The 24,574-nt window shown below is 60.4% G+C and carries 24 protein-coding genes; all 24 read left to right on the forward strand.

What is annotated here, in order from left to right; translation table 11 throughout:
* The first annotated feature begins 15 nt into the window (after positions 1-15).
* The 24 genes from pseB to AC0Z5Z_RS13565 all read left to right on the forward strand — a co-directional run bounded on the left by pseB (position 16) and on the right by AC0Z5Z_RS13565 (position 24,569).
* Positions 16-1,017, forward strand: coding sequence for a UDP-N-acetylglucosamine 4,6-dehydratase (inverting) (pseB, locus tag AC0Z5Z_RS13450; RefSeq protein ID WP_485611206.1), 1,002 nt, complete (start codon positions 16-18; stop codon positions 1,015-1,017).
* The gene (gene pseC, locus AC0Z5Z_RS13455; protein ID WP_485611207.1) at positions 1,014-2,177 is read left to right on the forward strand and encodes a UDP-4-amino-4,6-dideoxy-N-acetyl-beta-L-altrosamine transaminase; all 1,164 of its coding nucleotides are present in this window, start codon (positions 1,014-1,016) and stop codon (positions 2,175-2,177) included. Before pseB ends, pseC begins: the two co-directional genes overlap by 4 nt.
* Before the next feature lie 6 nt (positions 2,178-2,183).
* Positions 2,184-2,879, forward strand: a complete 696-nt coding sequence (gene pseF, locus AC0Z5Z_RS13460) for a pseudaminic acid cytidylyltransferase (RefSeq protein WP_485611208.1) — start codon at positions 2,184-2,186, stop codon at positions 2,877-2,879.
* Complete coding sequence (gene pseG, locus AC0Z5Z_RS13465) at positions 2,876-4,381, forward strand: UDP-2,4-diacetamido-2,4,6-trideoxy-beta-L-altropyranose hydrolase (protein WP_485611209.1); 1,506 nt, start codon at positions 2,876-2,878, stop codon at positions 4,379-4,381. The genes pseF and pseG overlap by 4 nt, the downstream gene beginning before the upstream one ends.
* Positions 4,374-5,426: a pseudaminic acid synthase gene (pseI, locus tag AC0Z5Z_RS13470; protein ID WP_122602236.1), complete on the forward strand. Its 1,053-nt coding sequence runs from the start codon at positions 4,374-4,376 to the stop codon at positions 5,424-5,426. The genes pseG and pseI overlap by 8 nt, the downstream gene beginning before the upstream one ends.
* Before the next feature lie 227 nt (positions 5,427-5,653).
* Entirely contained in the window at positions 5,654-6,580 is a 927-nt protein-coding gene (locus AC0Z5Z_RS13475) for a ketoacyl-ACP synthase III (RefSeq protein ID WP_016771093.1), read from the forward strand.
* A gap of 87 nt (positions 6,581-6,667) precedes the next feature.
* Positions 6,668-7,957, forward strand: coding sequence for a motility associated factor glycosyltransferase family protein (locus AC0Z5Z_RS13480; RefSeq protein WP_485611210.1), 1,290 nt, complete (start codon positions 6,668-6,670; stop codon positions 7,955-7,957).
* Positions 7,954-8,220: a hypothetical protein gene (locus tag AC0Z5Z_RS13485; protein WP_056783793.1), complete on the forward strand. Its 267-nt coding sequence runs from the start codon at positions 7,954-7,956 to the stop codon at positions 8,218-8,220. The genes AC0Z5Z_RS13480 and AC0Z5Z_RS13485 overlap by 4 nt, the downstream gene beginning before the upstream one ends.
* Positions 8,221-8,462: 242 nt before the next feature.
* Positions 8,463-9,323 carry a flagellin domain-containing protein gene (locus AC0Z5Z_RS13490; RefSeq protein ID WP_016771090.1) on the forward strand — a complete coding sequence of 287 codons (861 nt, stop codon included), beginning with the start codon at positions 8,463-8,465 and terminating at the stop codon, positions 9,321-9,323.
* Positions 9,324-9,395: 72 nt separating this feature from the next.
* Complete coding sequence (locus tag AC0Z5Z_RS13495) at positions 9,396-9,752, forward strand: flagellar protein FlaG (RefSeq protein ID WP_041479011.1); 357 nt, start codon at positions 9,396-9,398, stop codon at positions 9,750-9,752.
* 82 nt (positions 9,753-9,834) lie between these two features.
* Positions 9,835-11,283, forward strand: a complete 1,449-nt coding sequence (gene fliD, locus AC0Z5Z_RS13500; RefSeq protein WP_095180716.1) for a flagellar filament capping protein FliD — start codon at positions 9,835-9,837, stop codon at positions 11,281-11,283.
* Between the two features lie 129 nt (positions 11,284-11,412).
* Complete coding sequence (fliS, locus tag AC0Z5Z_RS13505) at positions 11,413-11,811, forward strand: flagellar export chaperone FliS (RefSeq protein ID WP_041479013.1); 399 nt, start codon at positions 11,413-11,415, stop codon at positions 11,809-11,811.
* Between the two features lie 11 nt (positions 11,812-11,822).
* The gene (fliT, locus tag AC0Z5Z_RS13510) at positions 11,823-12,119 is read left to right on the forward strand and encodes a flagellar protein FliT (RefSeq protein ID WP_016771085.1); all 297 of its coding nucleotides are present in this window, start codon (positions 11,823-11,825) and stop codon (positions 12,117-12,119) included.
* 172 nt (positions 12,120-12,291) lie between these two features.
* Positions 12,292-13,767, forward strand: coding sequence for a sigma-54 dependent transcriptional regulator (locus AC0Z5Z_RS13515; RefSeq protein ID WP_041479014.1), 1,476 nt, complete (start codon positions 12,292-12,294; stop codon positions 13,765-13,767).
* A 110-nt stretch (positions 13,768-13,877) separates the two neighbouring features.
* Entirely contained in the window at positions 13,878-15,089 is a 1,212-nt protein-coding gene (locus tag AC0Z5Z_RS13520; RefSeq protein ID WP_485611211.1) for a sensor histidine kinase, read from the forward strand.
* Positions 15,090-15,094: 5 nt separating this feature from the next.
* Positions 15,095-16,477 carry a sigma-54-dependent transcriptional regulator gene (locus AC0Z5Z_RS13525; RefSeq protein ID WP_056783797.1) on the forward strand — a complete coding sequence of 461 codons (1,383 nt, stop codon included), beginning with the start codon at positions 15,095-15,097 and terminating at the stop codon, positions 16,475-16,477.
* 128 nt (positions 16,478-16,605) lie between these two features.
* Positions 16,606-16,935 carry a flagellar hook-basal body complex protein FliE gene (gene fliE, locus AC0Z5Z_RS13530; protein ID WP_016771081.1) on the forward strand — a complete coding sequence of 110 codons (330 nt, stop codon included), beginning with the start codon at positions 16,606-16,608 and terminating at the stop codon, positions 16,933-16,935.
* Between the two features lie 14 nt (positions 16,936-16,949).
* Positions 16,950-18,737, forward strand: a complete 1,788-nt coding sequence (gene fliF / locus AC0Z5Z_RS13535; protein ID WP_041479017.1) for a flagellar basal-body MS-ring/collar protein FliF — start codon at positions 16,950-16,952, stop codon at positions 18,735-18,737.
* Positions 18,730-19,749, forward strand: a complete 1,020-nt coding sequence (gene fliG, locus AC0Z5Z_RS13540) for a flagellar motor switch protein FliG (RefSeq protein WP_016771079.1) — start codon at positions 18,730-18,732, stop codon at positions 19,747-19,749. Before fliF ends, fliG begins: the two co-directional genes overlap by 8 nt.
* 4 nt (positions 19,750-19,753) lie before the next feature.
* On the forward strand, positions 19,754-20,560 hold the full coding sequence (fliH, locus tag AC0Z5Z_RS13545) for a flagellar assembly protein FliH (RefSeq protein ID WP_041479018.1): 807 nt from the start codon (positions 19,754-19,756) through the stop codon (positions 20,558-20,560).
* Positions 20,550-21,908, forward strand: coding sequence for a flagellar protein export ATPase FliI (fliI, locus tag AC0Z5Z_RS13550; protein WP_016771077.1), 1,359 nt, complete (start codon positions 20,550-20,552; stop codon positions 21,906-21,908). The genes fliH and fliI overlap by 11 nt, the downstream gene beginning before the upstream one ends.
* Before the next feature lie 6 nt (positions 21,909-21,914).
* Positions 21,915-22,364: a flagellar export protein FliJ gene (gene fliJ / locus AC0Z5Z_RS13555; protein ID WP_016771076.1), complete on the forward strand. Its 450-nt coding sequence runs from the start codon at positions 21,915-21,917 to the stop codon at positions 22,362-22,364.
* A gap of 190 nt (positions 22,365-22,554) precedes the next feature.
* The gene (locus AC0Z5Z_RS13560; RefSeq protein WP_056783805.1) at positions 22,555-22,860 is read left to right on the forward strand and encodes an STAS domain-containing protein; all 306 of its coding nucleotides are present in this window, start codon (positions 22,555-22,557) and stop codon (positions 22,858-22,860) included.
* 5 nt (positions 22,861-22,865) lie between these two features.
* Entirely contained in the window at positions 22,866-24,569 is a 1,704-nt protein-coding gene (locus AC0Z5Z_RS13565; RefSeq protein WP_485611212.1) for an ATP-binding SpoIIE family protein phosphatase, read from the forward strand.
* Positions 24,570-24,574 lie beyond the last annotated feature (5 nt).

Here is a 24,574-nt window from a genome sequence, read left to right on the forward strand (position 1 = left end):
CGGAATAATCAAAATATGTTCAACGGTAAATCGATCTTCATCTCCGGCGGCACCGGCTCGTTCGGGCGCAACTTCATCCGTCGCTTGCTCGAGCAATACCAGCCCAAGCGTGTGGTGGTGTTCTCCCGCGACGAGCTGAAACAGTACGAGATGCAGCAGACGTTCAACGCGCCGTGCATGCGTTATTTCATCGGTGATGTGCGTGACGCCGAGCGCTTGCGTCAGGCCATGCGCGGCATCGATTACGTGGTGCATGCCGCCGCGTTGAAGCAGGTGCCGGCGGCCGAGTACAACCCGACCGAATGCATCCGCACCAACGTCAACGGCGCGGAAAACATCATCGCCGCAGCGATCGATAACGGCGTAAAGAAAGTCGTCGCGCTGTCCACCGACAAGGCCGCCAGCCCAATCAATCTGTACGGCGCGACCAAGTTGCTCTCGGACAAATTGTTCGTCGCCGCCAACAACATTGCCGGCGAGCAGCAGACCCGATTCGCCGTAGTACGCTACGGCAATGTCGCCGGTTCGCGCGGCTCGGTAGTGCCGTTCTTCAGCAAGCTGATCGCTGACGGCGCGCAAGAATTGCCGATCACCGACGAGCGCATGACGCGGTTCTGGATCACCCTCGACCACGGCGTGCAGTTCGTCCTCGACAGCTTCGCCCGCATGCATGGCGGCGAAGTGTTCGTGCCGAAGATCCCGTCGATCCGCATCGTCGATCTGGCGCGCGGCATGGCCGAGCATCTGCCACACAAGAACGTCGGCATTCGTCCCGGTGAGAAGCTGCACGAACTGATGGTGCCGCTGGACGATGCGCGCATGACCCTTGAGTTTGACGACCATTACACGATTCAGCCGTCGATTCGTTTTACCAGCGTCGACGTCGATTTCGCGGTCGATAAACTCGGTGAACGTGGCCGTGCAGTGGACGAGTATTTCGAGTATCGCTCGGACACCAACCCGCATTTCCTTTCAGTGGGGCAGATCGCCGATCTGCACGCGAAGCTGTCGGTATGATTCCTTACGGTCGGCAGAGCCTTGATCAGGCGGACATCGATGCGGTGGTCGAGGTGCTGCAATCGGACTGGCTGACTCAAGGGCCGACCATCGAACGCTTCGAGCAGGCCATGGCCGCGCGTTGCCAGGCCGATTTTTCCGTGGCGGTGTGCAATGCCACGGCGGCGCTGCACATTGCTTGTCTGGCCGCTGACCTGGGGCCGGGCGATCGCTTGTGGACCTCGCCGAATACGTTTCTGGCTTCGGCCAATTGCGGGCGTTATTGCGGCGCTGATGTTGATTTCGTCGACATCGATCCGCTGACCTGGAACCTCGATGCCTTTGCCCTTGAAGCGAAGCTCGAACAGGCCGAGCGCGACGGCGCGTTGCCCAAAGTCCTCGTCGCCGTCGCGTTCTCCGGGCAGAGCTGCGATATGCGCAAGATCGCCGATCTGGCGGTGCGCTACAACTTCACTGTGATCGAAGACGCCTCGCACGCGGTGGGGGCGAGCTACGCCGGCCGCCCGGTCGGTTGCGGCGAATTTGCGGCAATGACGGTGTTCAGTTTTCACCCGGTGAAAATCATCACCAGCGCCGAAGGCGGCATGGTCCTGACCAATCGCCCGGTGCTGGCCGAACGTCTGCGACGCCTGCGCAGCCATGGCATGACCCGCGAAGCCGAGCACATGACCGAGCCCAGCCACGGGCCTTGGTATTACCAGCAAATCGAGCTGGGCTTCAACTATCGGATCACCGATCTGCAAGCGGCGCTGGGCCTGTCGCAACTGGCCAAACTGGATGAGTTTGTTGCACGTCGCCGGGAACTGGCCGCGCGTTACGATCAACTCCTCGCCTACCTGCCGCTGACCTTGCCGAGCGCGCAACCGGAGGCCGAATCGGCGTGGCACCTTTACGTGGTGCGCGTGCAGGTCGAGCGCTGCAACCTCAGTCATCGCCAGGTGTTCGAAGGTTTGCGCGCCGCCGGCATCGGCGTGAATCTGCACTATATTCCGCTGCATCTGCAGCCTTACTATCGCAAGCTGGGTTTTGCCGAGGGCGATTTCCCCGAGGCCGAGCGCTATTACGCCGAGGCGATCAGCTTGCCGCTGTTCCCTTTGCTCAGCGAAGCACAACAGGATCAGGTGGTCGAGCAACTGCGTCGGCTGCTACTGGAGGAGTAAGGCACCGTGAGCTGCGTCGCGATCATCCCCGCCCGTGGTGGCAGCAAGCGCATCCCGCGCAAGAATCTCAAACCGTTCGACGGCGTGCCGATGATCGTCCGCTCGATTCGCACGGCGCTGGAGTCAGGGCTGTTCGAGAGCGTTGTGGTCAGCACCGACGATGACGAAATCGCCGACGTCGCACGAGCACATGGCGCTGAAGTGCCATTCATGCGACCGGCCGATCTGGCCGATGATTTCACCGGTACCGCTGCGGTGATCGTGCATGCCTTGCAGCAATTGCCGACGTTCGATTACGCCTGTTGTGTATACGCGACTGCACCGTTGTTGCAGGCGCGTTATCTGCGTCAGGGTCTGGATTTGCTCAAGCAGCATCCGCACAAGTCGTTTGCCTTTTCGGTGTGCGGCTTCGGCTTCCCGGTGCAGCGCGCACTGACCCTCGACGAGGAGGGCGCCTTGATGTCGCTTTATCCGGAATATCGCACCACCCGTTCGCAGGATCTGCCCGAAGCGTTTCAGGATGCCGGGCAGTTTTACTGGGGCCGCAGCGAAGCGTGGTTGCGCGGCGAGACGCTGTTCTCGCCAGCGAGTCTGCCGGTGATCCTGCCGCGTCATCTGGTCCAGGACATCGACACCCCCGAGGACTGGAAACGCGCCGAATACCTGTACGCCGCGCTCAAGGCCGGCGGAGAACTGCAATGAGAGTGCTGATCCGCGCCGACGCCTCGCCAACCATTGGCAGCGGCCACGTCGCCCGTTGCCTGACGCTGGCGCGGGTGCTGAAACAGCAGGGCAGTCATGTCGCATTCGCCTGCCGGCGTTTGCCCGGGCATCGACTGGATGCCCTGAATGCCGAGGGCTTCGAGACCTTCGCGCTGCCCGAGCGCTATCGCGACGAAGACCCGCTGCAGGCCATCGAATCGATGTTGCCGTGGCAGTTCGATATTGATGCACTGGGCCTGCTGCTGGATGGGCAGGCACCGTTCGACTGGATCATCGTCGACCATTACGGCCTCGATCATCACTGGCAAACCGCGGCCCGGCGCTGGGCGCATCGAATCGCCGCCGTGGATGATCTGGCCACGCGGCGTTACAGCGTCGATCTGCTGCTCAATCAGAACCTGTCCGGTCTTAGCGAAAACTACGCGCCGCTGCTGCCGCCAGGCTGTCGCACCTTGCTCGGCCCGCGCTACGCCATGCTGCGCGAAGAATTCAACTGCGATGCCATCGAGATCAAACCGAAGGCCCGCCGGGTGCTGGTGAATTTCGGCGGTTTCGACGCGGCGAGGCAGACTCACCATGCGATGCTGGCGCTGGCTGATTTCACTGAGTTGCAGGTGGATTTCGTCGCTGGCGCCGACAACCCGGCGTGGACGCAGATGCAAGCGTTGGCCGAGACGCGACCGAACTGGCGCCTGCACAGTTTCGTTAGCGATTTCCATCAGCGCATGACTGAGGCCGATCTGTTTATCGGCGCCGGCGGTGGCACCAGTTGGGAGCGCGCGGCGCTGGGTTTGCCGACCATCTGCATCGCTGTGGCGAACAATCAGCAGGCCAATGGCGAAGTCATGGCCGCTGCCGGTGCGCATGTGTTCATGGGCGCCCGCGAGCAGGTCAGCGTCGAGCAGTTGCGTGATGCGGTCGGCTTCGTCGTGAACAATCATTTTTTGCGCCGCAGCCTCGCCGAGCGTTCGCGGCAACTGGTCGACGGACGCGGTGCCGAACGCGTGGCGGCGGCGCTGGCCGGCGCGGTGCTGAAACTGCGCCCGGCGACGCTGGACGATGCGCAGTTGCTGTTCGATGGGCGCAATGCTGAAGCGGTACGGCGCTGGTCGCTGGAAACCGGTGTGATCGATTGGACTCAGCATCTGAACTGGCTGACAGCGACCCTGCGCAATCCGCAACGGTTGCTGTTGATCGCCGAGGCGGACGACGGCCCGGTCGGGGTGCTGCGTTACGACTTGCGCGGGTTCGAAGCCGAAGTGTCGATTTATCTGCTGGAAGGGCGTTTCGGCCTCGGTTGGGGCAGGGCAGTGCTCAGCCGTGGCGAAGCGTTTGTCGCTGCGCACTGGCCGCAACTGACACGCATCACTGCCCGGGTCATGCCGGCCAATCAGTCCTCATTGAAAGTCTTTCGCGACGCCGGGTTCATCCAGGAAACCTGCGCGTTCAGCCGTGTTTTGAAGGATCACCCGCATGTCTAGTTTCAAGATTGGCCACCACACCATCGGTGCCGATGCGCCGCCGTTCATCATTGCCGAGATGAGCGGCAACCATAACCAGTCCCTCGCCGTCGCTCTGCAAATCGTCGAGGCGGCGGCCAAGGCCGGGGCGCATGCCTTGAAGCTGCAAACCTACACCGCCGAAACCATGACGCTGGATTTGGCTGAAGGTGAATTCTTCATCAAGGATCCGGGCAGTCTGTGGGCCGGCACGTCGCTCTACGATCTCTACGAAAAAGCCCACACACCGTGGGAGTGGCACGCGCCGATTTTTGCTCGGGCCAAGGAGTTGGGGATGCTCGCATTCTCGACGCCGTTCGATGACAGCGCGGTGGATTTTCTCGAAAGCCTTGAAGTGCCGGCGTACAAGATCGCCAGTTTCGAAAACACCGATCTGCCGCTGATCCGCCGTGTGGCGGCTACGGGCAAACCGCTGATCATCTCCACCGGCATGGCCAGCATCGCCGAACTGGATGAAACCGTGCGTGCCGCCCGCGAGGCCGGGTGCAAGGATCTGGTGTTGCTCAAGTGCACCAGCACTTATCCGGCCACGCCACTCAACAGCAATGTGCGCACGATCCCGCATCTGCGCGAGCTGTTTGGTTGCGAGGTGGGGCTGTCAGATCATTCGATGGGCGTTGGCGTGTCGGTGGCGGCGGTGGCGCTGGGGGCGACGGTGGTGGAGAAGCATTTCACCCTCGATCGTTCCGCCGGTGGCGTGGACGCGAGTTTCTCCCTGGAGCCTGCGGAGCTGGCCAGTCTGGTCGTCGAAACCGAGCGTGCCTGGCAGGCGATGGGGCGTGTTCAGTACGGTCCGACCGAGGCCGAGCGCAAGTCGCTGGTCTATCGCCGCTCGCTGTATGTCACCGCTGACATGGCTGCCGGTGAAGCCTTTACCGGAGACAATCTGCGCGCCATTCGCCCCGGTCTCGGTCTGCCGCCCAAGCACACCGAAGCCGTCCTCGGACGCCGTGCGCGCACCGCGATCAAGCGCGGTACGCCGCTGGACTGGTCGCTGGTCGAATAGGCCAATCTGCCATCGATTCGGCAAAATAGCGTGACCTGCGAGTCATAACGCGCATCTTCACTGTATTGTATTGACCGGGGAGATGGCGCCTGGCCCGTTTTGCGGTTCCAGTGATAGCCCTTTGCGCTTCCCGTGGCTGCCCGTCGTGGCGGCCGTTTTCTGTTTGTCGGCGCCCCTCGAATCCTTGCGAGCGGTGGTTTTGGGCTGTTTTTTATTGGGAAGCCGTAATGATTGGCATAAAAAGCATTGCGAGCTACGTTCCTGTAGCCGGCGTGGACAATTACGCACAAGGTGCAAAATTCGAGAAGGATGAAGAATTCATCCTGGGCAAGATCGGTTCGGCGTTCCTGCCGCGCAAAGACGCTGAGCAGGAAACCTCCGATCTGTGCGTGGAAGCGGCCAATGCGCTGTTTGCCAGCAATCCTGAACTGAAGCGTGAATCGATTGACGCGTTGATTGTCGTCACCCAGAACGGTGATGAAGAAGGCCTGCCGCACACAGCAGCAATCGTCCAGGACAAGCTCGGCCTGCCGACCAATGTCGCAGCGTTCGATATCTCGTTGGGCTGCTCCGGTTATGTATACGGCATCTACGCGATCAAGGGCTTCATGGAAGCCGCCGGTCTGAAGAACGGCCTGCTGATCACCGCTGACCCGTATTCGAAAATCGTTGACCCGGAAGACCGCAACACCACCATGCTGTTTGGCGATGCCGCCACCGCCACCTGGATGGGCGAAAACCCGACCTGGGCGCTGGGCAAGGCCAAGTTCGGCACCGACGGTTCCGGCGCACCGCATTTGAAAGTCAGCAACGGCGTGTTCTTCATGAATGGTCGTCAGGTGTTCAACTTCGCTCTGCTGAAAGTGCCGGCGCACTTGCACGAGTTGCTCGACGATTCCAATCTCAAGGCCGATGACATCGACGCATTCTGCATTCACCAGGGCAGCGCGGCGATTGTCGACGCCGTGGCGCGACGCTTTGAAGGCGAACCGGAGAAGTTCATCAAGGACATGGTCGAAACCGGCAACACCGTGTCGTCGAGCATTCCGCTACTGCTGGAAAAACACGTGCTCGATTCCGACTGGCAGCGCGTTGCGCTGAGCGGTTTTGGTGTCGGTCTGTCGTGGGGCTCGGCGATCATCTATCGTCCGTAAGCCGCAGCAAAAACCTCTGATACAAAAATAGCGTTCAAGGTTAACCTTGAACGCTATTTTTTTGCCCGAGAAGGAGCGCGAGGCGCCATGAGCGAGTTTTTCCAAGCCAATGCCGAGGTGTTGCAACGGCGCTGGCCGGCGCTGTTCGAGCGATTGATGGCCGAAGACAGCGCGTCCGTACAGGCCGAACTCGTGCAAGGGCTGGGCTCGACGCTGAGCGTCGATGGCATTCAGCTCACCAGTCGCCATGATCGTCTGCATGAGGCGCAAATCCAGGCGGCGAGCCTGCCGGAAAAACCGCATGTTCACGTCTATGGCACTGGCCTCGGCGATTTGCCCGGTGTGCTGCTTGAGCGCGCAGGGCTGGAGCGTCTGTACGTGCACATTCTCAACGGCGCGCTGTTCGCGCTGGTACTGCAACTGCTCGATCAGCGCCAGTGGCTGCAGGATCCCCGGGTCGAACTGTTTTACGCGGGTGATCACCCGGACTTTTTCACCCCGTTCTTTGCCCTGCCGGCCGAGATGTTATTGGCCGATGACTTCAACGCGAAGATCCGCGACCGGCTGATCAATGAAGTACACCTGACATTCAACAATCGCGATTTCGATCCGCAGTCGCCAGAAATCCAGCAACGCTTGCAGGAATGTCTGCCGGTGCTGCTTGGCGATAACGATGCCGCGCAGCTGTTCGGCAGTTGCGCTGGACGTGAAATCTACGTGATCGCCACCGGGCCGACACTGGAGCAGCATTTCGAACGTCTGGCGGCGATCCGTCAGCTTGCTGAGCGGCCGTTGTTCATCTGCGTTGATACGGCCTATCGGCCATTGCGTGAGCACGGCATCGAGCCTGATCTGGTGGTGAGCATCGATCAGCGCATCGGCTTTCGGCATCTGCCGTGCGAGGCGTCCGAGAACATTGCGCTGGTGTACTTGCCGATGAGCGATCCGCAGGTATTGAAGGCATGGAAGGGCAAGCGTTATGGCGGCTATTCGGCCAGCCCGATCTACAGCGACCTGCGAGAACAGTATCCACGCGGTGAGCTGCATGTCGGCGGTAGCGTGATCCATCCGGCGGTGGATCTCGCGGTAAAAATGGGCGCGAGTCGAATCACTCTGTTCGGCGCCGACTTCGCCTTCCCGATGAACAAGACCCACGCCGGTTGGGACGACGGCGATTTAGGCCCGCCGCTGGCCCACGCGCGGCACTGGGTGCGCGATGGTCATGGTCAGCGCGTCAGCACTCAGCTGAATTTTCGCGGCTATCTATGTGTGCTTGAGCGTTATATCGCTGCGCATCCGCAGGTCGAGTTTCTCAACAGCAGCCGCGCCGGTGCATCGATTGCCGGGACCGCTTTCAATCCGGAGTTCGTGCAATGAGTGCGCTGAACCAGAGTCAGCATCAGTGCCGCCAGTGCGCGGCTTTGTTTCGCTTGGGGCGTGATGTCGAGGCGGCGTTGACCATGGTCGATGTGTTCGAACAGGCCCATCAATCTCTGTCGTCTGCCTCAGTGGATATCCAGCAGGCGTGGGCACAGGTGCTCATGCAAATGCTCGATTGCCAGGAGCGCCAGGACTGGTTGGGACTGGCCGACTATATGGAATACGAACTGGTTGAATTGCTGGAAAGTGCCAGGCGCTGAACTGCTGCGCAGCACTGGCCCGCGGCTTTGCGTGACAGGCAGTTTTATGGCGTCATTTTTATGCGGTTGAAGTACAGCTAAGTCATTGTTTTATCGGGGGTGGCGTGGTGATGGCAAAATTTTTTCAAAAAGCCCTCAAGCAACCTGCAAACCCGACGATAACTATTACGAAGGTTCTCTAGGCCATACCCGGCGGTTGCCAGGGCCGGAAGCCGCAGTACCCAACCAACGAGGAATTCGTCATGGCTTTAACAGTAAACACCAACACCACATCGTTGAACGTTCAGAAAAACCTGAACCGCGCTTCCGACGCTCTGTCCACCTCGATGCAGCGCCTGTCTTCCGGCCTGAAAATCAACAGCGCCAAAGACGACGCCGCTGGCCTGCAGATCTCCAACCGTATGTCCTCGCAGATCCGCGGTAACACCCAGGCCATCCAGAACGCCAACGACGGTATCTCCGTTGCCCAGACCGCTGAAGGCGCTCTGCAAGCTTCGACCGACATCCTGCAGCGTATGCGTGAACTGGCTGTTAAAGCTCGTAACGGTACCAACGGCACCGCTGACCAGACCGCTACCAACGCTGAATTCGCTCAGATGTCTGACGAAATCACCCGTATCTCGGCTGCTACCAACCTGAACGGCAAAAACCTGCTGGACGGTTCGGCTGGTACTGTGACCCTGCAAGTTGGCGCAAACACCGGTTCGGCTAACCACATCGACCTGGTACTGAGCTCCAAGTTCGACGCCGTCAGCCTGTCGGTAGGTAGCGGTACTGTAGTTCTGACCGGTACTTCGGGTACTGGTGCTGGTTCTGCTTCGCAGAACATCGACAACGCGATCACTGCAATCGACGCCGCTATCGCTGCAATCGGTGCAACCCGTGCCAGCCTGGGTGCTTCGCAAAACCGTCTGACCAGCACCATCTCCAACCTGCAGAACATCACTGAAAACACCACCGCTGCTCAGGGTCGTGTACAGGACACCGACTTCGCCGCAGAAACTGCTAACCTGACCAAGCAGCAGACTCTGCAGCAAGCTTCGACCTCCGTACTGGCTCAAGCCAACCAACTGCCTTCCGCTGTACTGAAGCTGCTTCAGTAATCCGGAACAAGTTTAGGCGGGGGAGTGCGCTTGTCGTGCTCTCTCGCTTTTTTACGTTAAGAGGTGATGGGCATGGACATGAGCGTAAAGCTTAACGTGTCTTATCCGGCTCCCAAGCCAGTGACACCGGTTGCTGACAAACCGTCAGAGCTGCCTAAAGTCCAAAAGACTGAAGCACCGGTCGCTGCCAAGGATCAGGATTCGGACGGCGCCAAGTTGAAGCTGGCGGTGCAAGAGATCGAAAAGTTCGTCCAGTCGATCAAGCGTAATCTGGAGTTCTCGATTGACGAGCATTCCGGCAAGGTCATCGTCAAGGTGATCGCGAGCGAGACGGGTGAAGTCGTTCGACAGATTCCTTCCGCCGAAGCCCTCAAACTGGCCGACAGCCTCGCCAATGCAAGTCATGTATTGTTCGACGCCAAGGTCTGATAAATGGCATGAATAGTGTTTGTTCGTTCTCAGGACGCGTGTAACGGTCAAAAGAATGGCAGCAATCTGAAGGGAGATGCACATGGCAAGTCCAATTTTACCGGGTTCCGGACTGGGTTCCGGCCTGGACATCGGCGCGATCGTGACCGCGCTGGTCAACGCCGACAAGTCTGCCAAGCAGACGCAGATCGATACCGCGACCAAAAGCAACAGCCTGAAGATTTCCGGCGTTGGTTCGCTGAAAAGTGCACTGGCGGCCTATCAGAAAGCGATGGGTGATCTGAACAAGGCAACAAGCCCGGCGTTTGCCGGTTTTACTGCAACCTCGGATACGCCAACTGTCGTCGGTGCCACTTCGGATAAAACCGCCGTGCCGGGTACTTACAGCGTAGTCGTGAAAAACCTGGCCACCGGCTCCAAAGTTGCCAGTGCCGCCTTTGCCGGCGGGGCCGCCAGTGCCATTCCGAGTGGTACTCTGAAAATCAGTCAGAATGGCATTGATTACAATGTCGCGATTCCGGCCAATGCCACCTTGCAGTCCACGCGCGATGCGATCAACACCGCGCAGTCCAGCAATGGCATTTCCGCGAACATCGTGACTGACAGTACCGGCGCCTCGCGTCTGGTACTGAGCTCCAACAAGACGGGCGCCGGCATGGACCTGCAGGTCAGCGGTATCGCCGGTCTCGAGATCGATGGCACCCAGAAGATGGGTGACAGTCCTGCGGCAGGGGCATCCGGTGCGGTCGGTGATGTGGCCAAGGACGCGAGCCTGACCATCGACGGACTGGCCGTTACCAGCAAGACCAACACCGTCACCGGTGCGATCAGCGGCATGACGCTGAATCTGGTCACTGCGAGTCCCGTCGTGGGCGGCGTGCCAACGCCGGCTACTGTATCGGTTGCGACCAATACCGCCGGCATCCAGACATCGCTGCAATCGTTCATCGATTCCTATAACACCCTGAAGAAAACCATCGACACCTTGTCCAAGGCAACGCCGGATGCCGATGGCAATCTGACCGTTTCGGCGGCGTTCACTGGTGACGCTCTGCCGCGTTCGTTGATGGCGGACGTGCGCGCTCAGTTGACAGATCCAGGGGCGGGCGGAGCAGGCCAATTGTCCGTGCTTTCACAGATGGGTGTGTTGACTGACAGTAAAACCGGTTTGCTGACGCTCGATACTGCAGTGTTCAACAAGCGTATGGAAATCCCAGGCATGGCTGGCCAGGTTCAGCAGCTCTTCAGCGGCACCGACGCCAAGAATGGTCTGTTGGCGCGTATGACTGCGGCGGTTGATCCGTACGTCAAGACCGGTGGGCTGCTGGATCAGCGCAGCTCCAACCTGGCGAGTCTGACGAGCGGCTTGCAGAAGCAGCAGGCGGCGCTGGATCTGCGGGTTGCCAATCTGACGTCGACATTGACCGCCAAGTACAACGCCATGGACTTGCTGGTAGGGCAGATGAAGGCAACGGCGAGCAACATCACGTCGTTCTTCAGCTCGCTGAACGCTCAGCAGTCGGCGAAGTAACAGTCAGTAACGACAAAAACCCGGCTACGCTTTATCGGCGTGCGCCGGGTTTTTGTCTTTTGATCTAAAGTTTTCGGGCCGGTTGGCGATACACTGGTTATACGAGTCAACGTGGCAATGAGGTAGAACATGAACCCGATGTTAGCCCTTCGGCAGTACCAGAAAGTCGGCGCCCATGCGCAGACGTCCGAAGCGAGCCCGCACCGCCTGGTGCAAATGTTGATGGAAGGTGGCCTGGCCCGGATTGCGCAGGCCAAGGGCGCCATTGAGCGCAAGGATATTCCCGGCAAGTGCACGGCGATCAGCAAGGCCATCGGCATTGTCAGTGGCCTGCGTGAAGGTCTCGACCTTGAAAACAATGCAGAGGCACTGGCCGATCTGGATGGCCTGTACATCTACATGATGAAGCGCCTCGCCGAGGCGAACATCAGCAGCGATCCCCGTGTACTCGACGAAGTCGCCGGCCTGCTGACCACGGTCAAAGAAGGTTGGGACGCCATCGCGCCCGTGCCGGCTCCGCAGTTCTGAAGGAGATCACCATGAGTCTTGTATTGCAGCGAATTGCCGATACCCGTGAAGCGTTGGTCGGAGCATTGGCCGAACGAAACTGGGAAGCCATCGGCGAGCTGGATCTGGCTTGCCGTTCCTGCATGGAAGACGTCATGGCGGAAGCTTCGCTGGACGAAGTTGCGTTGCGCGATAACCTCGAGGAGCTGCTATTCGTCTACAAAGAGCTTCTCGAGGTGGCAATGGGGGAGCGGCAGGCGATAGCCAACGAGATGTCGCAGATCACCCAAGCGCAAAAGGCTGCAAAGGTTTACCATCTGTTTGGTTGATTAACCGTCAGTTAAACCAGAGATGTGCGCCATAAATTTGACTGTGCACGGTTTTTTGACTTAACTAGTGGCTATTATCAGGTTTAGGGCGTCTACAGGCACATGGTGTCCTGCAAGCGTCTCGCTTGCCTTATTTTTCGGGCATTGAGTTGACTAGGGAAGTTGCTATTGCATGTGGCGTGAAACCAAAATTCTGCTGATCGATGACGATAGCGTCCGCCGCCGCGACCTGGCGGTGATTCTAAATTTTCTTGGCGAAGAAAATTTACCCTGCGGCAGCCATGACTGGCAGCAGGCAGTCGGCTCTTTGTCGTCTAGTCGTGAAGTCATTTGCGTACTGATCGGGACCGTTAATGCTCCTGGCGCGCTTTTGGGCTTGCTAAAGACACTCGCAACCTGGGATGAGTTCCTTCCGGTTTTGTTAATGGGCGATAATTCTTCCGTTGACCTGCCTGAAGACCAGCGTCGCCGCGTGCTGTCGACCCTGGAAATGCCGCCCAGCTACAGCAAATTGCTCGATTCGCTGCATCGCGCCCAGGTCTATCGCGAAATGTACGACCAGGCCCGCGAACGCGGCCGTCATCGCGAACCCAATCTTTTCCGCAGTCTTGTCGGCACCAGCCGTGCGATTCAGCACGTCCGGCAGATGATGCAGCAAGTGGCCGACACCGACGCCAGCGTGCTGATCCTCGGCGAGTCCGGCACCGGCAAGGAAGTGGTCGCGCGCAACCTGCACTATCACTCCAAACGCCGCGACGCGCCATTCGTGCCGGTCAACTGCGGGGCGATCCCTGCAGAGCTGCTGGAAAGCGAACTGTTCGGCCACGAGAAGGGCGCCTTCACTGGCGCGATCACCAGCCGTGCCGGGCGCTTTGAGCTGGCCAATGGCGGCACGCTGTTTCTCGACGAAATCGGCGACATGCCGCTGCCGATGCAGGTCAAGCTGCTGCGCGTATTGCAAGAGCGCACCTTCGAACGCGTGGGCAGCAACAAGACCCAGAGCGTCGACGTGCGCATCATTGCCGCAACGCACAAGAATCTCGAAAGCATGATCGAGATCGGCTCGTTCCGCGAAGACCTCTACTATCGCCTGAACGTGTTCCCGATCGAGATGGCGCCGCTGCGTGAGCGCGTCGAAGACATCCCGCTGCTGATGAACGAACTGATCTCGCGCATGGAGCACGAGAAGCGCGGTTCGATCCGTTTCAACTCGGCGGCGATCATGTCGCTGTGCCGTCACGGCTGGCCGGGCAACGTCCGCGAACTCGCCAACCTGGTCGAGCGCATGGCGATCATGCACCCGTACGGGGTGATTGGCGTGGTCGAGTTGCCGAAGAAATTCCGCTACGTCGACGACGAAGACGAGCAGATGGTCGACAGCCTGCGCAGCGATCTGGAAGAACGCGTGGCCATCAACGGCCATACGCCGGACTTCAGCGCCAATGCACTGCTGCCGCCTGAAGGTCTCGACCTCAAGGATTACCTCGGTGGCCTGGAGCAGGGCCTGATTCAGCAAGCGCTGGACGACGCCAATGGCATTGTTGCCCGCGCCGCTGAGCGTCTGCGCATCCGTCGCACAACCTTGGTCGAGAAGATGCGCAAGTACGGCATGAGCCGGGCCGGAGGAGATGAACAGGCGGATGATTGACGCCTGTTTTTCAAGCGCTTCATTTATAAGCGGTTTTTTTTAGGCACGGGTATTGCTATAGCCCTCGCAACGTTCCGTTTCACTGACGGTCAGCCAAGCGAGAGAGCCCAATGCCCCATGCCGCCCAGATCTCTTCTGCCTCCAATATCGTGGGGCAACCCTCGTCCGTAGAGCAGGCAAGTCGTCAGGGACTTGAGCAGGCCTTCCAGCTGTTCAACCAGATGTCGAGCCAGCTGACCGACTCCTACAGTCTGCTCGAAGCGCGGGTCACCGAGCTCAAAGGTGAGCTGGCCGTGGTCAGCGCCCAGCGCATGCAGGAGCTGGCGGAAAAAGAACGCCTGGCCAATCGCCTGCAAAACCTTCTCGACCTGTTGCCCGGCGGCGTCATCGTCATTGACGGCCACGGTCTGGTGCGCGAAGCCAATCCTGCCGCCATCGATCTGCTTGGCTCGCCACTCGAGGGCGAACTCTGGCGCCATGTGATCGCACGCTGCTTCGCTCCCCGTGAAGACGACGGTCACGAAATCTCCTTGAAAAACGGTCGACGTCTGTCGATTTCCACCCGCTCGCTGGATGCCGAGCCGGGGCAGTTGGTGCTGCTCAACGACTTGACCGAAACCCGGCATCTTCAGGATCAACTGGCACGGCATGAGCGTTTGTCGTCGCTGGGGCGCATGGTTGCCTCGCTGGCCCATCAGATTCGAACACCGCTGTCCGCCGCTTTGCTCTACGCCAGTCATTTGACTGAACAGCAACTGCCAGTGGAAACCCAGCAACGCTTTGCCGGCCGCCTGAAAGAGCGTCTGCACGAACTCGAACATCAAGTGCGCGACATGCTGGTGTTCGCTCGCGGTGAATTGCCGCTGACCGACCGCCTCACGCCCGGTGCCTTGATGCAGTCGCTGCAGGCTGCGGCGCTGACCCATGTGCAGGACCTGCCGATCCGCTGGCAGTGCGACAGCCATGCCGGTGAGTTGCTGTGCAACCGCGACACACTGGTCGGCGCATTACTGAATCTGATTGAAAACGCCATTCAGGCCAGCGCTGGCGAAGCGCGCCTGAAAGTGCATTGCTACACCAGAGGCAACACCCTGCGTCTGTGTGTCAGCGACAGCGGCAGCGGCATTGAGCCGACAGTTTTGGCGCGCCTCGGCGAGCCTTTTTTTACTACCAAGGTCACCGGCACCGGCCTCGGCCTGACCGTGGTCAAAGCGGTGGCCCGTGCGCATCAGGGAGAATTGACCCTGCGTTCGCGAGTCGGGCGCGGCACTTGCGCGCAGGTCAGTCTGCCGCTGTTTTCCGCTGCACAAGGAGTTGAATAAACGTCATGGGCATCAAGGTGTTGCTGGTCGAGGATGACCGTTCGTTGCGCGAGGCGCTGGCCGATACGCTGCTGCTCGCCGGCCACGACTATCACGCCGTCGGCAGCGCCGAAGAAGCGCTGACGGCCGTCGCGCAGCAAGCTTTCAGCCTGGTGGTCAGCGACGTCAACATGCCGGGCATGGACGGTCATCAATTGCTTGCGTTGCTGCGCGCACGCCAGCCGCAATTGCCGGTGCTATTGATGACCGCCCACGGCGCCGTCGAGCGTGCGGTCGATGCGATGCGCCAAGGCGCGGCGGATTATCTGGTCAAGCCGTTTGAGCCCAAGGCATTGCTCGATCTGGTGGCGCGGCATGCGCTGGGCTGCATTGATGCTGGCGAAGCGGAAGGCCCCGTCGCCGTTGAACCGGCCAGTGCGCAGTTGCTTGAGCTGGCGGCACGGGTCGCGCGCAGTGACTCGACTGTGTTGATCTCCGGCGAGTCCGGCACCGGTAAAGAAGTGCTGGCGCGCTACATTCACCAGCAATCGCGACGGGCGAGCCAGCCGTTTATTGCGATCAACTGCGCGGCGATTCCCGACAACATGCTCGAAGCAACACTGTTCGGCCATGAGAAGGGCTCGTTCACCGGCGCCATCGCTTCGCAGGCCGGCAAGTTCGAGCAGGCGGACGGCGGCACCATTCTGCTCGACGAAATTTCCGAAATGCCCCTGGCCCTGCAAGCCAAGTTGCTGCGCGTTCTGCAAGAGCGTGAAGTGGAGCGAGTGGGCGCGCGCAAGCCGATCAGTCTGGATATTCGCGTGGTCGCCACGACCAACCGCGATCTGGCCGGTGAAGTGGCGGCGGGGCGTTTTCGCGAAGACCTGTTTTACCGCTTGTCGGTTTTCCCCTTGGCCTGGCGTCCACTTCGCGAGCGCACTGCCGATATCCTGCCGCTGGCGGAAAAATTGTTGGCCAAACACGTCAATAAAATGAAGCACGCAGCAGCCAAGCTGTCCCCCGAAGCTCAAGCTTGCCTGACCGCGTACCCGTGGCCGGGCAACGTGCGGGAGCTGGACAACGCCATTCAGCGCGCGTTGATTCTGCAGCAGGGCGGTTTGATTCAGCCGCAGGATTTCTGCCTGAGCGGTGCGGTGACATTTGCGCCGTTGCCGATCACGGCACCGGTGATCCGCGAGGTGGAAATCGAGGCGGATTCTTCCGGCGCGCTGGGCGATGACCTGCGCCGCCGGGAGTTTCAGATGATCATCGACACCCTGCGCGCCGAGCGTGGCCGACGCAAGGAAGCTGCCGAAAAGCTCGGCATCAGCCCGCGCACCCTGCGCTACAAACTGGCGCAAATGCGCGATGCCGGGATGGATGTCGAAGGTTATCTGTTCGCCACCTGATCGATGCTGCAAAACATTCCAGATGCTTTTCTCAGAAGGGTGCCCACTAGCTGGCACCCTTGTTGCTAATACCTGTGTACCCGCCGAGTGAGTGTCAAAAAATTGCGGGCCGCCCAAGAGAGTAGACCATGAGCCAAGGTATTGAATTTAATCGGTTGATGATGGACATGCAGGCCATGAAAGTGGATGCCATGTCTGCGCGTAAATCGACTGCCGCTGTCCCTGAAATCGCGGGCAGCAGCTTTTCCGACATGCTCGGTCAGGCGATCAATAAAGTCAGCGATACCCAGCAGGCGTCGACTCAACTGGCCAACGCGTTCGAGATCGGCAAGAGCGGTGTCGACCTGACTGACGTCATGATTGCGTCGCAAAAAGCCAGCGTGTCGTTCCAGGCTCTGACCCAGGTGCGCAACAAGCTGGTCCAGGCTTACCAAGACATCATGCAGATGCCGGTTTAAGGGCGAAATAAGTCATGGCAGAAGCAGTCGCTGATAACGTTCCGGCCAAGGCCACCCCGATCGACGGCAAACCGCCGCTGTTCGGCCTGTCCTTTCTGGAAAACCTTTCCCAGATGACCGTGCTGCGTCAGGTCGGCCTGTTGGTCGGTCTGGCGGCGAGCGTGGCGATTGGCTTTGCCGTGGTGCTGTGGTCGCAGCAGCCGGATTACCGTCCACTGTACGGCAGCCTTGCCGGCATGGACGCCAAGCAGGTCATGGAAACCCTGGCCGCCGCTGACATTCCCTATAACGTAGAACCCAATTCCGGCGCCTTGCTGGTCAAGGCCGACGACCTGTCCCGTGCGCGGATGAAACTCGCTGCCGCTGGTGTCACTCCCAGCGACGGCAATATCGGTTTCGAAATCCTCGACAAGGAACAGGGTCTGGGCACCAGCCAGTTCATGGAAGCGACCCGTTATCGTCGCGGCCTCGAAGGCGAACTGGCGCGGACCATCTCCAGCCTGAACAACGTCAAGGGTGCCCGCGTGCACCTGGCCATTCCGAAGAGTTCGGTGTTCGTCCGTGACGAGCGCAAGCCTAGCGCTTCGGTACTGGTCGAGCTGTACAGCGGGCGTTCGCTGGAGCCGGGTCAGGTGGTGGCGATCATCAACCTGGTCGCGACTTCCGTGCCCGAGTTGAGCAAATCGCAGATCACCGTCGTCGATCAGAAGGGCAACCTGCTCTCCGATCAGGCGGAGAACTCGGAAATGACCATGGCCGGCAAGCAGTTCGATTACAGCCGCCGCATGGAAAGCATGCTCACCCAGCGCGTGCACAACATTCTGCAACCGGTACTGGGCAACGATCGCTACAAGGCTGAAGTCTCCGCCGACGTCGATTTCAGTGCCGTCGAATCGACCGCCGAGCAGTTCAACCCGGACCAACCGGCGTTGCGCAGCGAGCAGTCGGTCAACGAACAACGCACCGCCAGCAATGGCCCGCAAGGTGTGCCGGGTGCCCTGAGCAACCAGCCGCCGTCGCCTGCCTCGGCGCCGCAGACCACCGGTGGCACCGCCGCACCGGCCGGGATGATCCAGCCGGGTCAGCCACTGGTTGACGCCAACGGTCAGCAGATCATGGACCCGGCCACCGGCCAGCCGATGCTCGCACCGTACCCGGCGGACAAGCGTCAACAATCCACCAAGAACTTCGAGCTCGACCGTTCGATCAGCCACACCAAGCAGCAGCAGGGCCGTCTCAATCGCCTGTCGGTGTCGGTCGTGGTCGACGATCAGGTCAAGATCAACCCGGCCAACGGCGAAACCAGCCGTGCGCCGTGGAGCGCCGACGAATTGGCGCGCTTCACCCGTCTGGTGCAGGACGCCGTCGGTTTCGACGCCAGCCGTGGCGACAGCGTCAGCGTGATCAACATGCCGTTCTCCGCCGAGCGCGGCGAAGTGATTGCCGATATTCCGTTCTACTCCCAGCCTTGGTTCTGGGACATCGTCAAACAAGTGCTGGGTGTGCTGTTCATCCTCGTACTGGTGTTTGGTGTGCTGCGTCCGGTGCTCAACAACATCACCGGCGGTGGCAAAGGCAAGGAGCTGGCCGGTCTGGGCAGCGACGTGGAACTCGGTGGCATGGGCGGCCTGGACGGCGAACTGGCCAACGACCGCGTGAGCCTCGGTGGTCCGCAGAGCATTCTGTTGCCGAGCCCGAGCGAGGGTTATGACGCACAACTGAATGCAATCAAGAGTCTGGTAGCTGAAGACCCGGGTCGCGTGGCTCAGGTCGTGAAAGAGTGGATTAACGCAGATGAGTGATAACCGAGCCGCCACCGTCAAACTGACCAAGGTCGACAAAGCCGCGATTCTGCTGCTGTCCCTGGGTTCGACCGATGCTGCGCAAGTGCTGCGCCACATGGGACCCAAAGAGGTTCAGCGCGTCGGCGTGGCCATGGCGCAGATGGGCAACGTCCATCGCGAACAGGTCGAGCAGGTGATGAGCGAGTTCGTCGACATCGTCGGCGATCAGACCAGCCTCGGCGTCGGTTCCGACGACTACGTACGCAAGATGCTCACCCAGGCCCTGGGCGAAGACAAGGCCAACGGCCTGATCGACCGCATCCTGCTCGGTGGCAACACCAGTGGCCTCGACAGCCTGAAATGGATGGAGCCGCGCGCCGTCGCCGACGTCATCCGTTATGAGCACCCGCAGATCCAGGCGATCGTGGTCGCGTACCTCGACCCGGATCAGGCCGGTGAAGTGCTCGGCAACTTCGACCACAAAGTGCGTCTGGACATCATCCTGCGCGTCTCGTCGTTGAACACCGTGCAACCGGCCGCCTTGAAAGAACTCAACCAGATTCTCGAGAAACAGTTCTCCGGCAACTCGAACGCCTCGCGCACCACCCTGGGTGGCATCAAGCGTGCGGCCGACATCATGAACTTCCTCGACAGCTCGATCGAAGGCCAGCTCATGGACTCGATCCGCGAAGTCGACGAAGACCTGTCCGGTCAGATCGAAGACCTCATGTTCGTCTTCAACAACCTTGCCGACGTCGACGACCGTGGCATTCAGGCGCTGTTGCGCGAAGTCTCTTCCGATGTGCTGGTGCTGGCCCTCAAGGGCTCGGACGAGGGCGTCAAGGAAAAGATCTTCAAGAACATGTCCAAGCGTGCCGCCGAACTGTTGCGCGACGACCTCGAGGCGAAAGGCCCGGTGCGCGTCAGCGACGTCGAAACCGCGCAGAAGGAAATCCTCACTATTGCCCGTCGTATGGCCGAAGCCGGCGAGATCGTGCTCGGTGGCAAGGGCGGCGAGGAAATGATCTAAGCCCATGGATAAGCCTGACGAGTCTGTGACGGATCTGATCCGCGCCCGCGATGTTCGTGGTTTCGAATCCTGGGCGCTGCCCAGCTTCGACCCGCCGAAACCGGAACCCGAGCCGGAGCCGGAGCCCGAACCGCCCGAAATGGAAGAAGTGCCGCTGGAAGAAGTCCAGCCACTGACCCTGGAAGAACTCGAAAGCATCCGTCAGGAGGCTTACAACGAGGGCTTCGCCATCGGCGAAAAAGAAGGTTTTCACAGCACCACGCTGAAGGTGCGTCAGGAAGCAGAAACGGCGCTGGCGGCGAAAATCGCCAGCCTTGAGCTGTTGATGGCCAACCTGTTCGAACCGATCGCCGAGCAAGACACCCAGATTGAAAAGTCGCTGGTCGACCTCGTGCAGCACATCACCAAACAAGTGATCAAGCGCGAACTGGCCATCGACTCGACACAGATCGAACACGTCATGCGCGATGCCCTCAAGCTGTTGCCGCTGGGCGTGGAAAACGTGCGCCTGTACGTCAATCCGCAGGATTTCGCCCAGGTCAAAGCCCTGCGCGAACGCCACGAAGAAACCTGGCGCATCGTCGAGGACGAGTCGCTGTTGCCGGGCGGTTGCCGGGTTGAAACCGAGCACAGCCGAATCGACGCCAGCGTCGAGTCACGGGTGACCCAGGTCATGGCCAAGCTGTTCGACCAATTGCATGAGCAGGCTCTGCATCCGGCAGCGCCTGACTTGAGTCTGGACATTCCTGAAGACACCCCAGCGGCTGTCGACTCTGACGAGCCGCGCGCGGACGCCAGCGATGCGCCTTGAACGCACCAGCTTCGCCAAGCGCCTGAGCACCTACGCCGAGGCCACCGAGATTGCCGGCGCGCCGATCCTTGAAGGTCGGCTGCTGCGCATGGTTGGCCTGACCCTCGAAGCCGAAGGCCTGCGCGCCGCCATGGGCACCCGCTGCATGGTGATCAATGACGACAGCTACCATCCGTCTCAGGTGGAAGCGGAAGTCATGGGTTTTTCCGGCAGCAAAGTCTTTCTGATGCCGGTCGGCAGCGTCGCCGGCATTGCCCCGGGCGCTCGTGTGGTGCCGCTGGCCGACACCGGTCGTTTGCCGATGGGCATGAGCATGCTCGGCCGTGTTCTTGACGGTGCCGGCCGCGCGCTGGACGGCAAGGGTGGCATGAAGGCCGAAGACTGGGTGCCGATGGACGGCCCGACCATCAACCCGCTCAACCGTGATCCGATCAGCGTACCGCTGGATGTCGGCATCCGTTGCATCAACGGTTTGCTGACGGTCGGCCGTGGCCAGCGTCTGGGTCTGTTCGCCGGTACCGGTGTCGGTAAATCGGTGCTGTTGGGCATGATGACCCGCTTCACCGAAGCCGACATCATCGTCGTCGGCCTGATCGGTGAGCGTGGCCGCGAAGTTAAGGAATTCATCGAGCACATCCTCGGTGAAGAGGGCCTCAAACGCTCGGTAGTGGTTGCCTCGCCAGCAGACGATGCACCGCTGATGCGTATGCGCGCGGCGATGTATTGCACGCGCATCGCCGAGTATTTCCGCGACAAGGGCAAGAACGTGCTGCTGCTGATGGACTCGCTGACCCGTTTCGCCCAGGCCCAGCGCGAAATCGCGCTGGCCATCGGCGAACCGCCAGCAACCAAGGGCTATCCGCCCTCGGTGTTCGCCAAGCTGCCGAAACTGGTGGAGCGCGCCGGTAACGCGGAGAAGGGCGGTGGCTCGATCACGGCGTTCTACACCGTACTGTCCGAAGGCGACGACCAGCAGGACCCGATTGCCGACTCGGCGCGTGGCGTGCTCGACGGCCACATCGTCCTGTCGCGGCGCCTGGCCGAGGAAGGCCACTATCCGGCGATCGACATCGAAGCGTCGATCAGCCGGGTGATGCCGGCGGTGGTTTCGCCGGATCACATGCAGCGCGCGCAGTATTTCAAGCAGCTTTGGTCGCGCTATCAGCAGAGCCGTGATTTGATCAGCGTCGGTGCCTATGTGGCCGGTGGTGATCGCGAGACCGATCTGGCGATTTCCCTGCAGCCGCAATTGGTCAGGTATCAGCGCCAGGGCCTCAACGACAAAATCAATCTGGGTGAAAGCCAGGCCTATCTGGAAACCCTGTTCGCCCCTGCGGCGGGCGGGTAACCGGCCATGGCCGTCAGCCGCGCTGCGCGCCTGGCACCGGTGGTGGACATGGCCGAGAAGGCCGAGAAAGCCGCCGTGCAGCGCCTCGCCTACTTTCAGGGCCAGGTCAAAGTTGCCGAAAGCAAACTGGCCGACCTCAATGCCTTTCGTCTGGATTACTCGCAGCAGTGGATCGTGCGCGGCAGCACCGGCGTGACCGGGCAATGGCTGCTGGGCTTTCAGGGTTTCCTGGCGCAACTCGACACCGCCGTCGACCAGCAACGGCAGAGCCTGGTCTGGCACCAGAACAAGCTCGACAAGGCGCGTGAAGAGTGGCAACAGGCATTCGCCCGCGTCGAGGGCTTGCGCAAACTGGTGCAGCGCTATCGTGATGAAGCGCAACGCCTGGAAGACAAGCGGGAGCAGAAGCTGCTCGATGAACTGTCGCAGCGGTTGCCAAGGCGTGATGCCTTCTAAACCTCACCGCCAAACCCTGTGGGAGCGAGCCTGCTCGCGAAAGCGCCGTGTCAGTCAATCCTGTAGTCAACTGACAGAATGCCTTCGCGAGCAGGCTCGCTCCCACACTTGTTCCACTGTTGCGCCTTGCCCCAAGCCTATCCAGGTGCTAAACCTTGTACAGGTTCGTCAATGACAAGGAAGCCAGTCAATGTCAGTCGTTACAGAAGTCTCTCCAGACCAGAAAAAGCTCACGATCGCCGTCAAAGGCCGGTTCGATTTCGGTCGCCATCAGGAATTTCGCGAGTCGTATGAACGGCTCCCACACAAACCCGAATCCATCGTGGTCGATCTCAAAGAGGCCACTTACCTCGACAGCTCCGCGCTGGGCATGTTGCTTCTGCTGCGTGATCACGCCGGTGGCGACAATTCGGATATCCGTGTCGTCAACAGCAGCTCCGATGTGAAGAAAATCCTCGCGATTTCCAACTTCGACAAACTCTTCGACATCAGTTGACGCCCATGCAGGCGCAAGAGCCGCTGACCATTCTTATCGCCGAAGACAGCGCCGCCGACCGGCTGCTGCTGTCGACCATTGTCCGCCGTCAAGGTCATCAGGTGCTGACGGCGGCCAATGGTGCGGAGGCGGTCGAATGCTTCCAGCAGCAACAACCCGATCTGGTGTTGATGGACGCGCTGATGCCGGTGATGGACGGCTTCGAAGCGGCGCGGCAGATCAAGGCGCTGGCGGGTGAAACGTTGGTGCCGATCATTTTCCTCACGTCGCTGACCGAGAGTGAAGCGCTGGCTCGGTGTCTGGAGGCTGGCGGCGACGATTTTCTGGCGAAGCCGTACAACCAGGTGATCCTTGCCGCCAAAATCAAGGCGATGGATCGCTTGCGGCGCCTTCAGGCAACGGTCCTGCAGCAGCGTGATCTGATCGCAAAACATCATGACTATCTACTCAACGAACAACGCGTGGCCAAAGCGGTGTTCGACAAGGTCGCACATTCCGGTTGCCTGAGTGCGCCGAACATCCGTTACCTGCAATCGCCGTATGCGCTGTTCAACGGTGACTTGTTGCTGGCGGCGTACACGCCTGCCGGTGACATGCACGTCATGCTCGGCGATTTCACCGGGCATGGCTTGCCGGCAGCGGTGGGGGCGATGCCGCTGGCCGAAGTGTTTTATGGGATGACCGCCAAGGGCTATGGCCTGGCCGAAACCCTGCGCGAGATGAACGCCAAGCTCAAGCGCATCCTGCCGGTGGACATGTTCTGCTGTGCCACCTTGCTCAGTCTGAGTTTCCAGAGCCGTTCGGTGGAGGTGTGGAACGGTGGCATGCCCGACGGTTACTTGCATCGCATGGCCAGTGGCGAGCGCGTGCCCTTGCCGGCGCGGCATTTGCCCCTGGGGATTCTCAGCGCGCAAGCCTTCGATGACCGTACGGATGTCTATCCGATGGCCGTCGATGATCGAGTGTTTCTGTTATCGGACGGGGTGATCGATACCTGCGATGCCAATGACCAGTTGTTCGGCGTCGAACGCTTGCAGCAGGTGTTTGCGGCGAACCGTGAGCCGGATCGGTTATTCGAGGATATCGAGCAAGCGTTGCGCGATTTTCGTGGGCAGGCCCGTGATGATGTGAGCATGGTCGAAGTCAGTCTGCTCGAGTCGGCCAAGGCCCACGGCGCAGCGCCGGTGTATTCCGACAGCGGCCAGTCGTGCCCGCTGGACTGGTCGGCCAGTTTCGAGTTTCGCGGCGCCACACTCAGGCGCTTCAATCCATTGCCGTTCCTCTTGCAGTTGCTGCTTGAGGTGCATGGCCTGCGCGCGCAAAGCGGGGCGCTGTACAGCGTGCTCGCCGAGTTGTATTCCAATGGGCTGGAGCATGGCGTGCTCGGGCTGGACTCGAGCCTCAAACGCGATGCGGCAGGTTTCGCCCGCTACTATGAAATGCGCGCGGCGCGGTTGGAGGCGCTGCAAGACGGTTTCGTGCGAGTGCATTTGCAGGTACAACCGCGAGGCGAGGGTGGGCGGCTGGTCATCCGCGTCGAGGATAGCGGCAAGGGGTTTGATGTGGCGCGGGTCATGGAAAGGCCCGTGGATAACGTCCGCTTGTCGGGACGCGGCATCGGTCTGGTCCGGCAGCTGGGGCGCAACGCCAGTTGGTCGGACCAAGGTCGTAGTGCCAGCGTGGAGTTTTTCTGGGAGATTGAGGCATAATCCGC

The organism is Pseudomonas sp. 1L-E-NC-VB-C3, from assembly GCF_057291535.1.

Bases quoted from the DNA above. Each gene is read 5' to 3' on its own strand.
- fliS (WP_041479013.1), top strand. From the start codon at position 11,413: ATGAACCCGATGTTAGCCCTTCGGCAGTACCAGAAAGTCGGCGCCCAT.
- fliH (WP_041479018.1), top strand. From the start codon at position 19,754: ATGGATAAGCCTGACGAGTCTGTGACGGATCTGATCCGCGCCCGCGAT.
- AC0Z5Z_RS13525 (WP_056783797.1), top strand. From the start codon at position 15,095: ATGGGCATCAAGGTGTTGCTGGTCGAGGATGACCGTTCGTTGCGCGAG.
- AC0Z5Z_RS13565 (WP_485611212.1), top strand. From the start codon at position 22,866: ATGCAGGCGCAAGAGCCGCTGACCATTCTTATCGCCGAAGACAGCGCC.
- pseG (WP_485611209.1), top strand. From the start codon at position 2,876: ATGAGAGTGCTGATCCGCGCCGACGCCTCGCCAACCATTGGCAGCGGC.
- fliF (WP_041479017.1), top strand. From the start codon at position 16,950: ATGGCAGAAGCAGTCGCTGATAACGTTCCGGCCAAGGCCACCCCGATC.
- pseB (WP_485611206.1), top strand. From the start codon at position 16: ATGTTCAACGGTAAATCGATCTTCATCTCCGGCGGCACCGGCTCGTTC.
- fliG (WP_016771079.1), top strand. From the start codon at position 18,730: ATGAGTGATAACCGAGCCGCCACCGTCAAACTGACCAAGGTCGACAAA.
- pseI (WP_122602236.1), top strand. From the start codon at position 4,374: ATGTCTAGTTTCAAGATTGGCCACCACACCATCGGTGCCGATGCGCCG.
- AC0Z5Z_RS13480 (WP_485611210.1), top strand. From the start codon at position 6,668: ATGAGCGAGTTTTTCCAAGCCAATGCCGAGGTGTTGCAACGGCGCTGG.
- fliT (WP_016771085.1), top strand. From the start codon at position 11,823: ATGAGTCTTGTATTGCAGCGAATTGCCGATACCCGTGAAGCGTTGGTC.
- fliD (WP_095180716.1), top strand. From the start codon at position 9,835: ATGGCAAGTCCAATTTTACCGGGTTCCGGACTGGGTTCCGGCCTGGAC.
- AC0Z5Z_RS13490 (WP_016771090.1), top strand. From the start codon at position 8,463: ATGGCTTTAACAGTAAACACCAACACCACATCGTTGAACGTTCAGAAA.
- AC0Z5Z_RS13560 (WP_056783805.1), top strand. From the start codon at position 22,555: ATGTCAGTCGTTACAGAAGTCTCTCCAGACCAGAAAAAGCTCACGATC.
- AC0Z5Z_RS13515 (WP_041479014.1), top strand. From the start codon at position 12,292: ATGTGGCGTGAAACCAAAATTCTGCTGATCGATGACGATAGCGTCCGC.
- fliJ (WP_016771076.1), top strand. From the start codon at position 21,915: ATGGCCGTCAGCCGCGCTGCGCGCCTGGCACCGGTGGTGGACATGGCC.
- AC0Z5Z_RS13520 (WP_485611211.1), top strand. From the start codon at position 13,878: ATGCCCCATGCCGCCCAGATCTCTTCTGCCTCCAATATCGTGGGGCAA.
- AC0Z5Z_RS13495 (WP_041479011.1), top strand. From the start codon at position 9,396: ATGGACATGAGCGTAAAGCTTAACGTGTCTTATCCGGCTCCCAAGCCA.
- fliI (WP_016771077.1), top strand. From the start codon at position 20,550: ATGCGCCTTGAACGCACCAGCTTCGCCAAGCGCCTGAGCACCTACGCC.
- AC0Z5Z_RS13485 (WP_056783793.1), top strand. From the start codon at position 7,954: ATGAGTGCGCTGAACCAGAGTCAGCATCAGTGCCGCCAGTGCGCGGCT.
- fliE (WP_016771081.1), top strand. From the start codon at position 16,606: ATGAGCCAAGGTATTGAATTTAATCGGTTGATGATGGACATGCAGGCC.
- pseC (WP_485611207.1), top strand. From the start codon at position 1,014: ATGATTCCTTACGGTCGGCAGAGCCTTGATCAGGCGGACATCGATGCG.
- AC0Z5Z_RS13475 (WP_016771093.1), top strand. From the start codon at position 5,654: ATGATTGGCATAAAAAGCATTGCGAGCTACGTTCCTGTAGCCGGCGTG.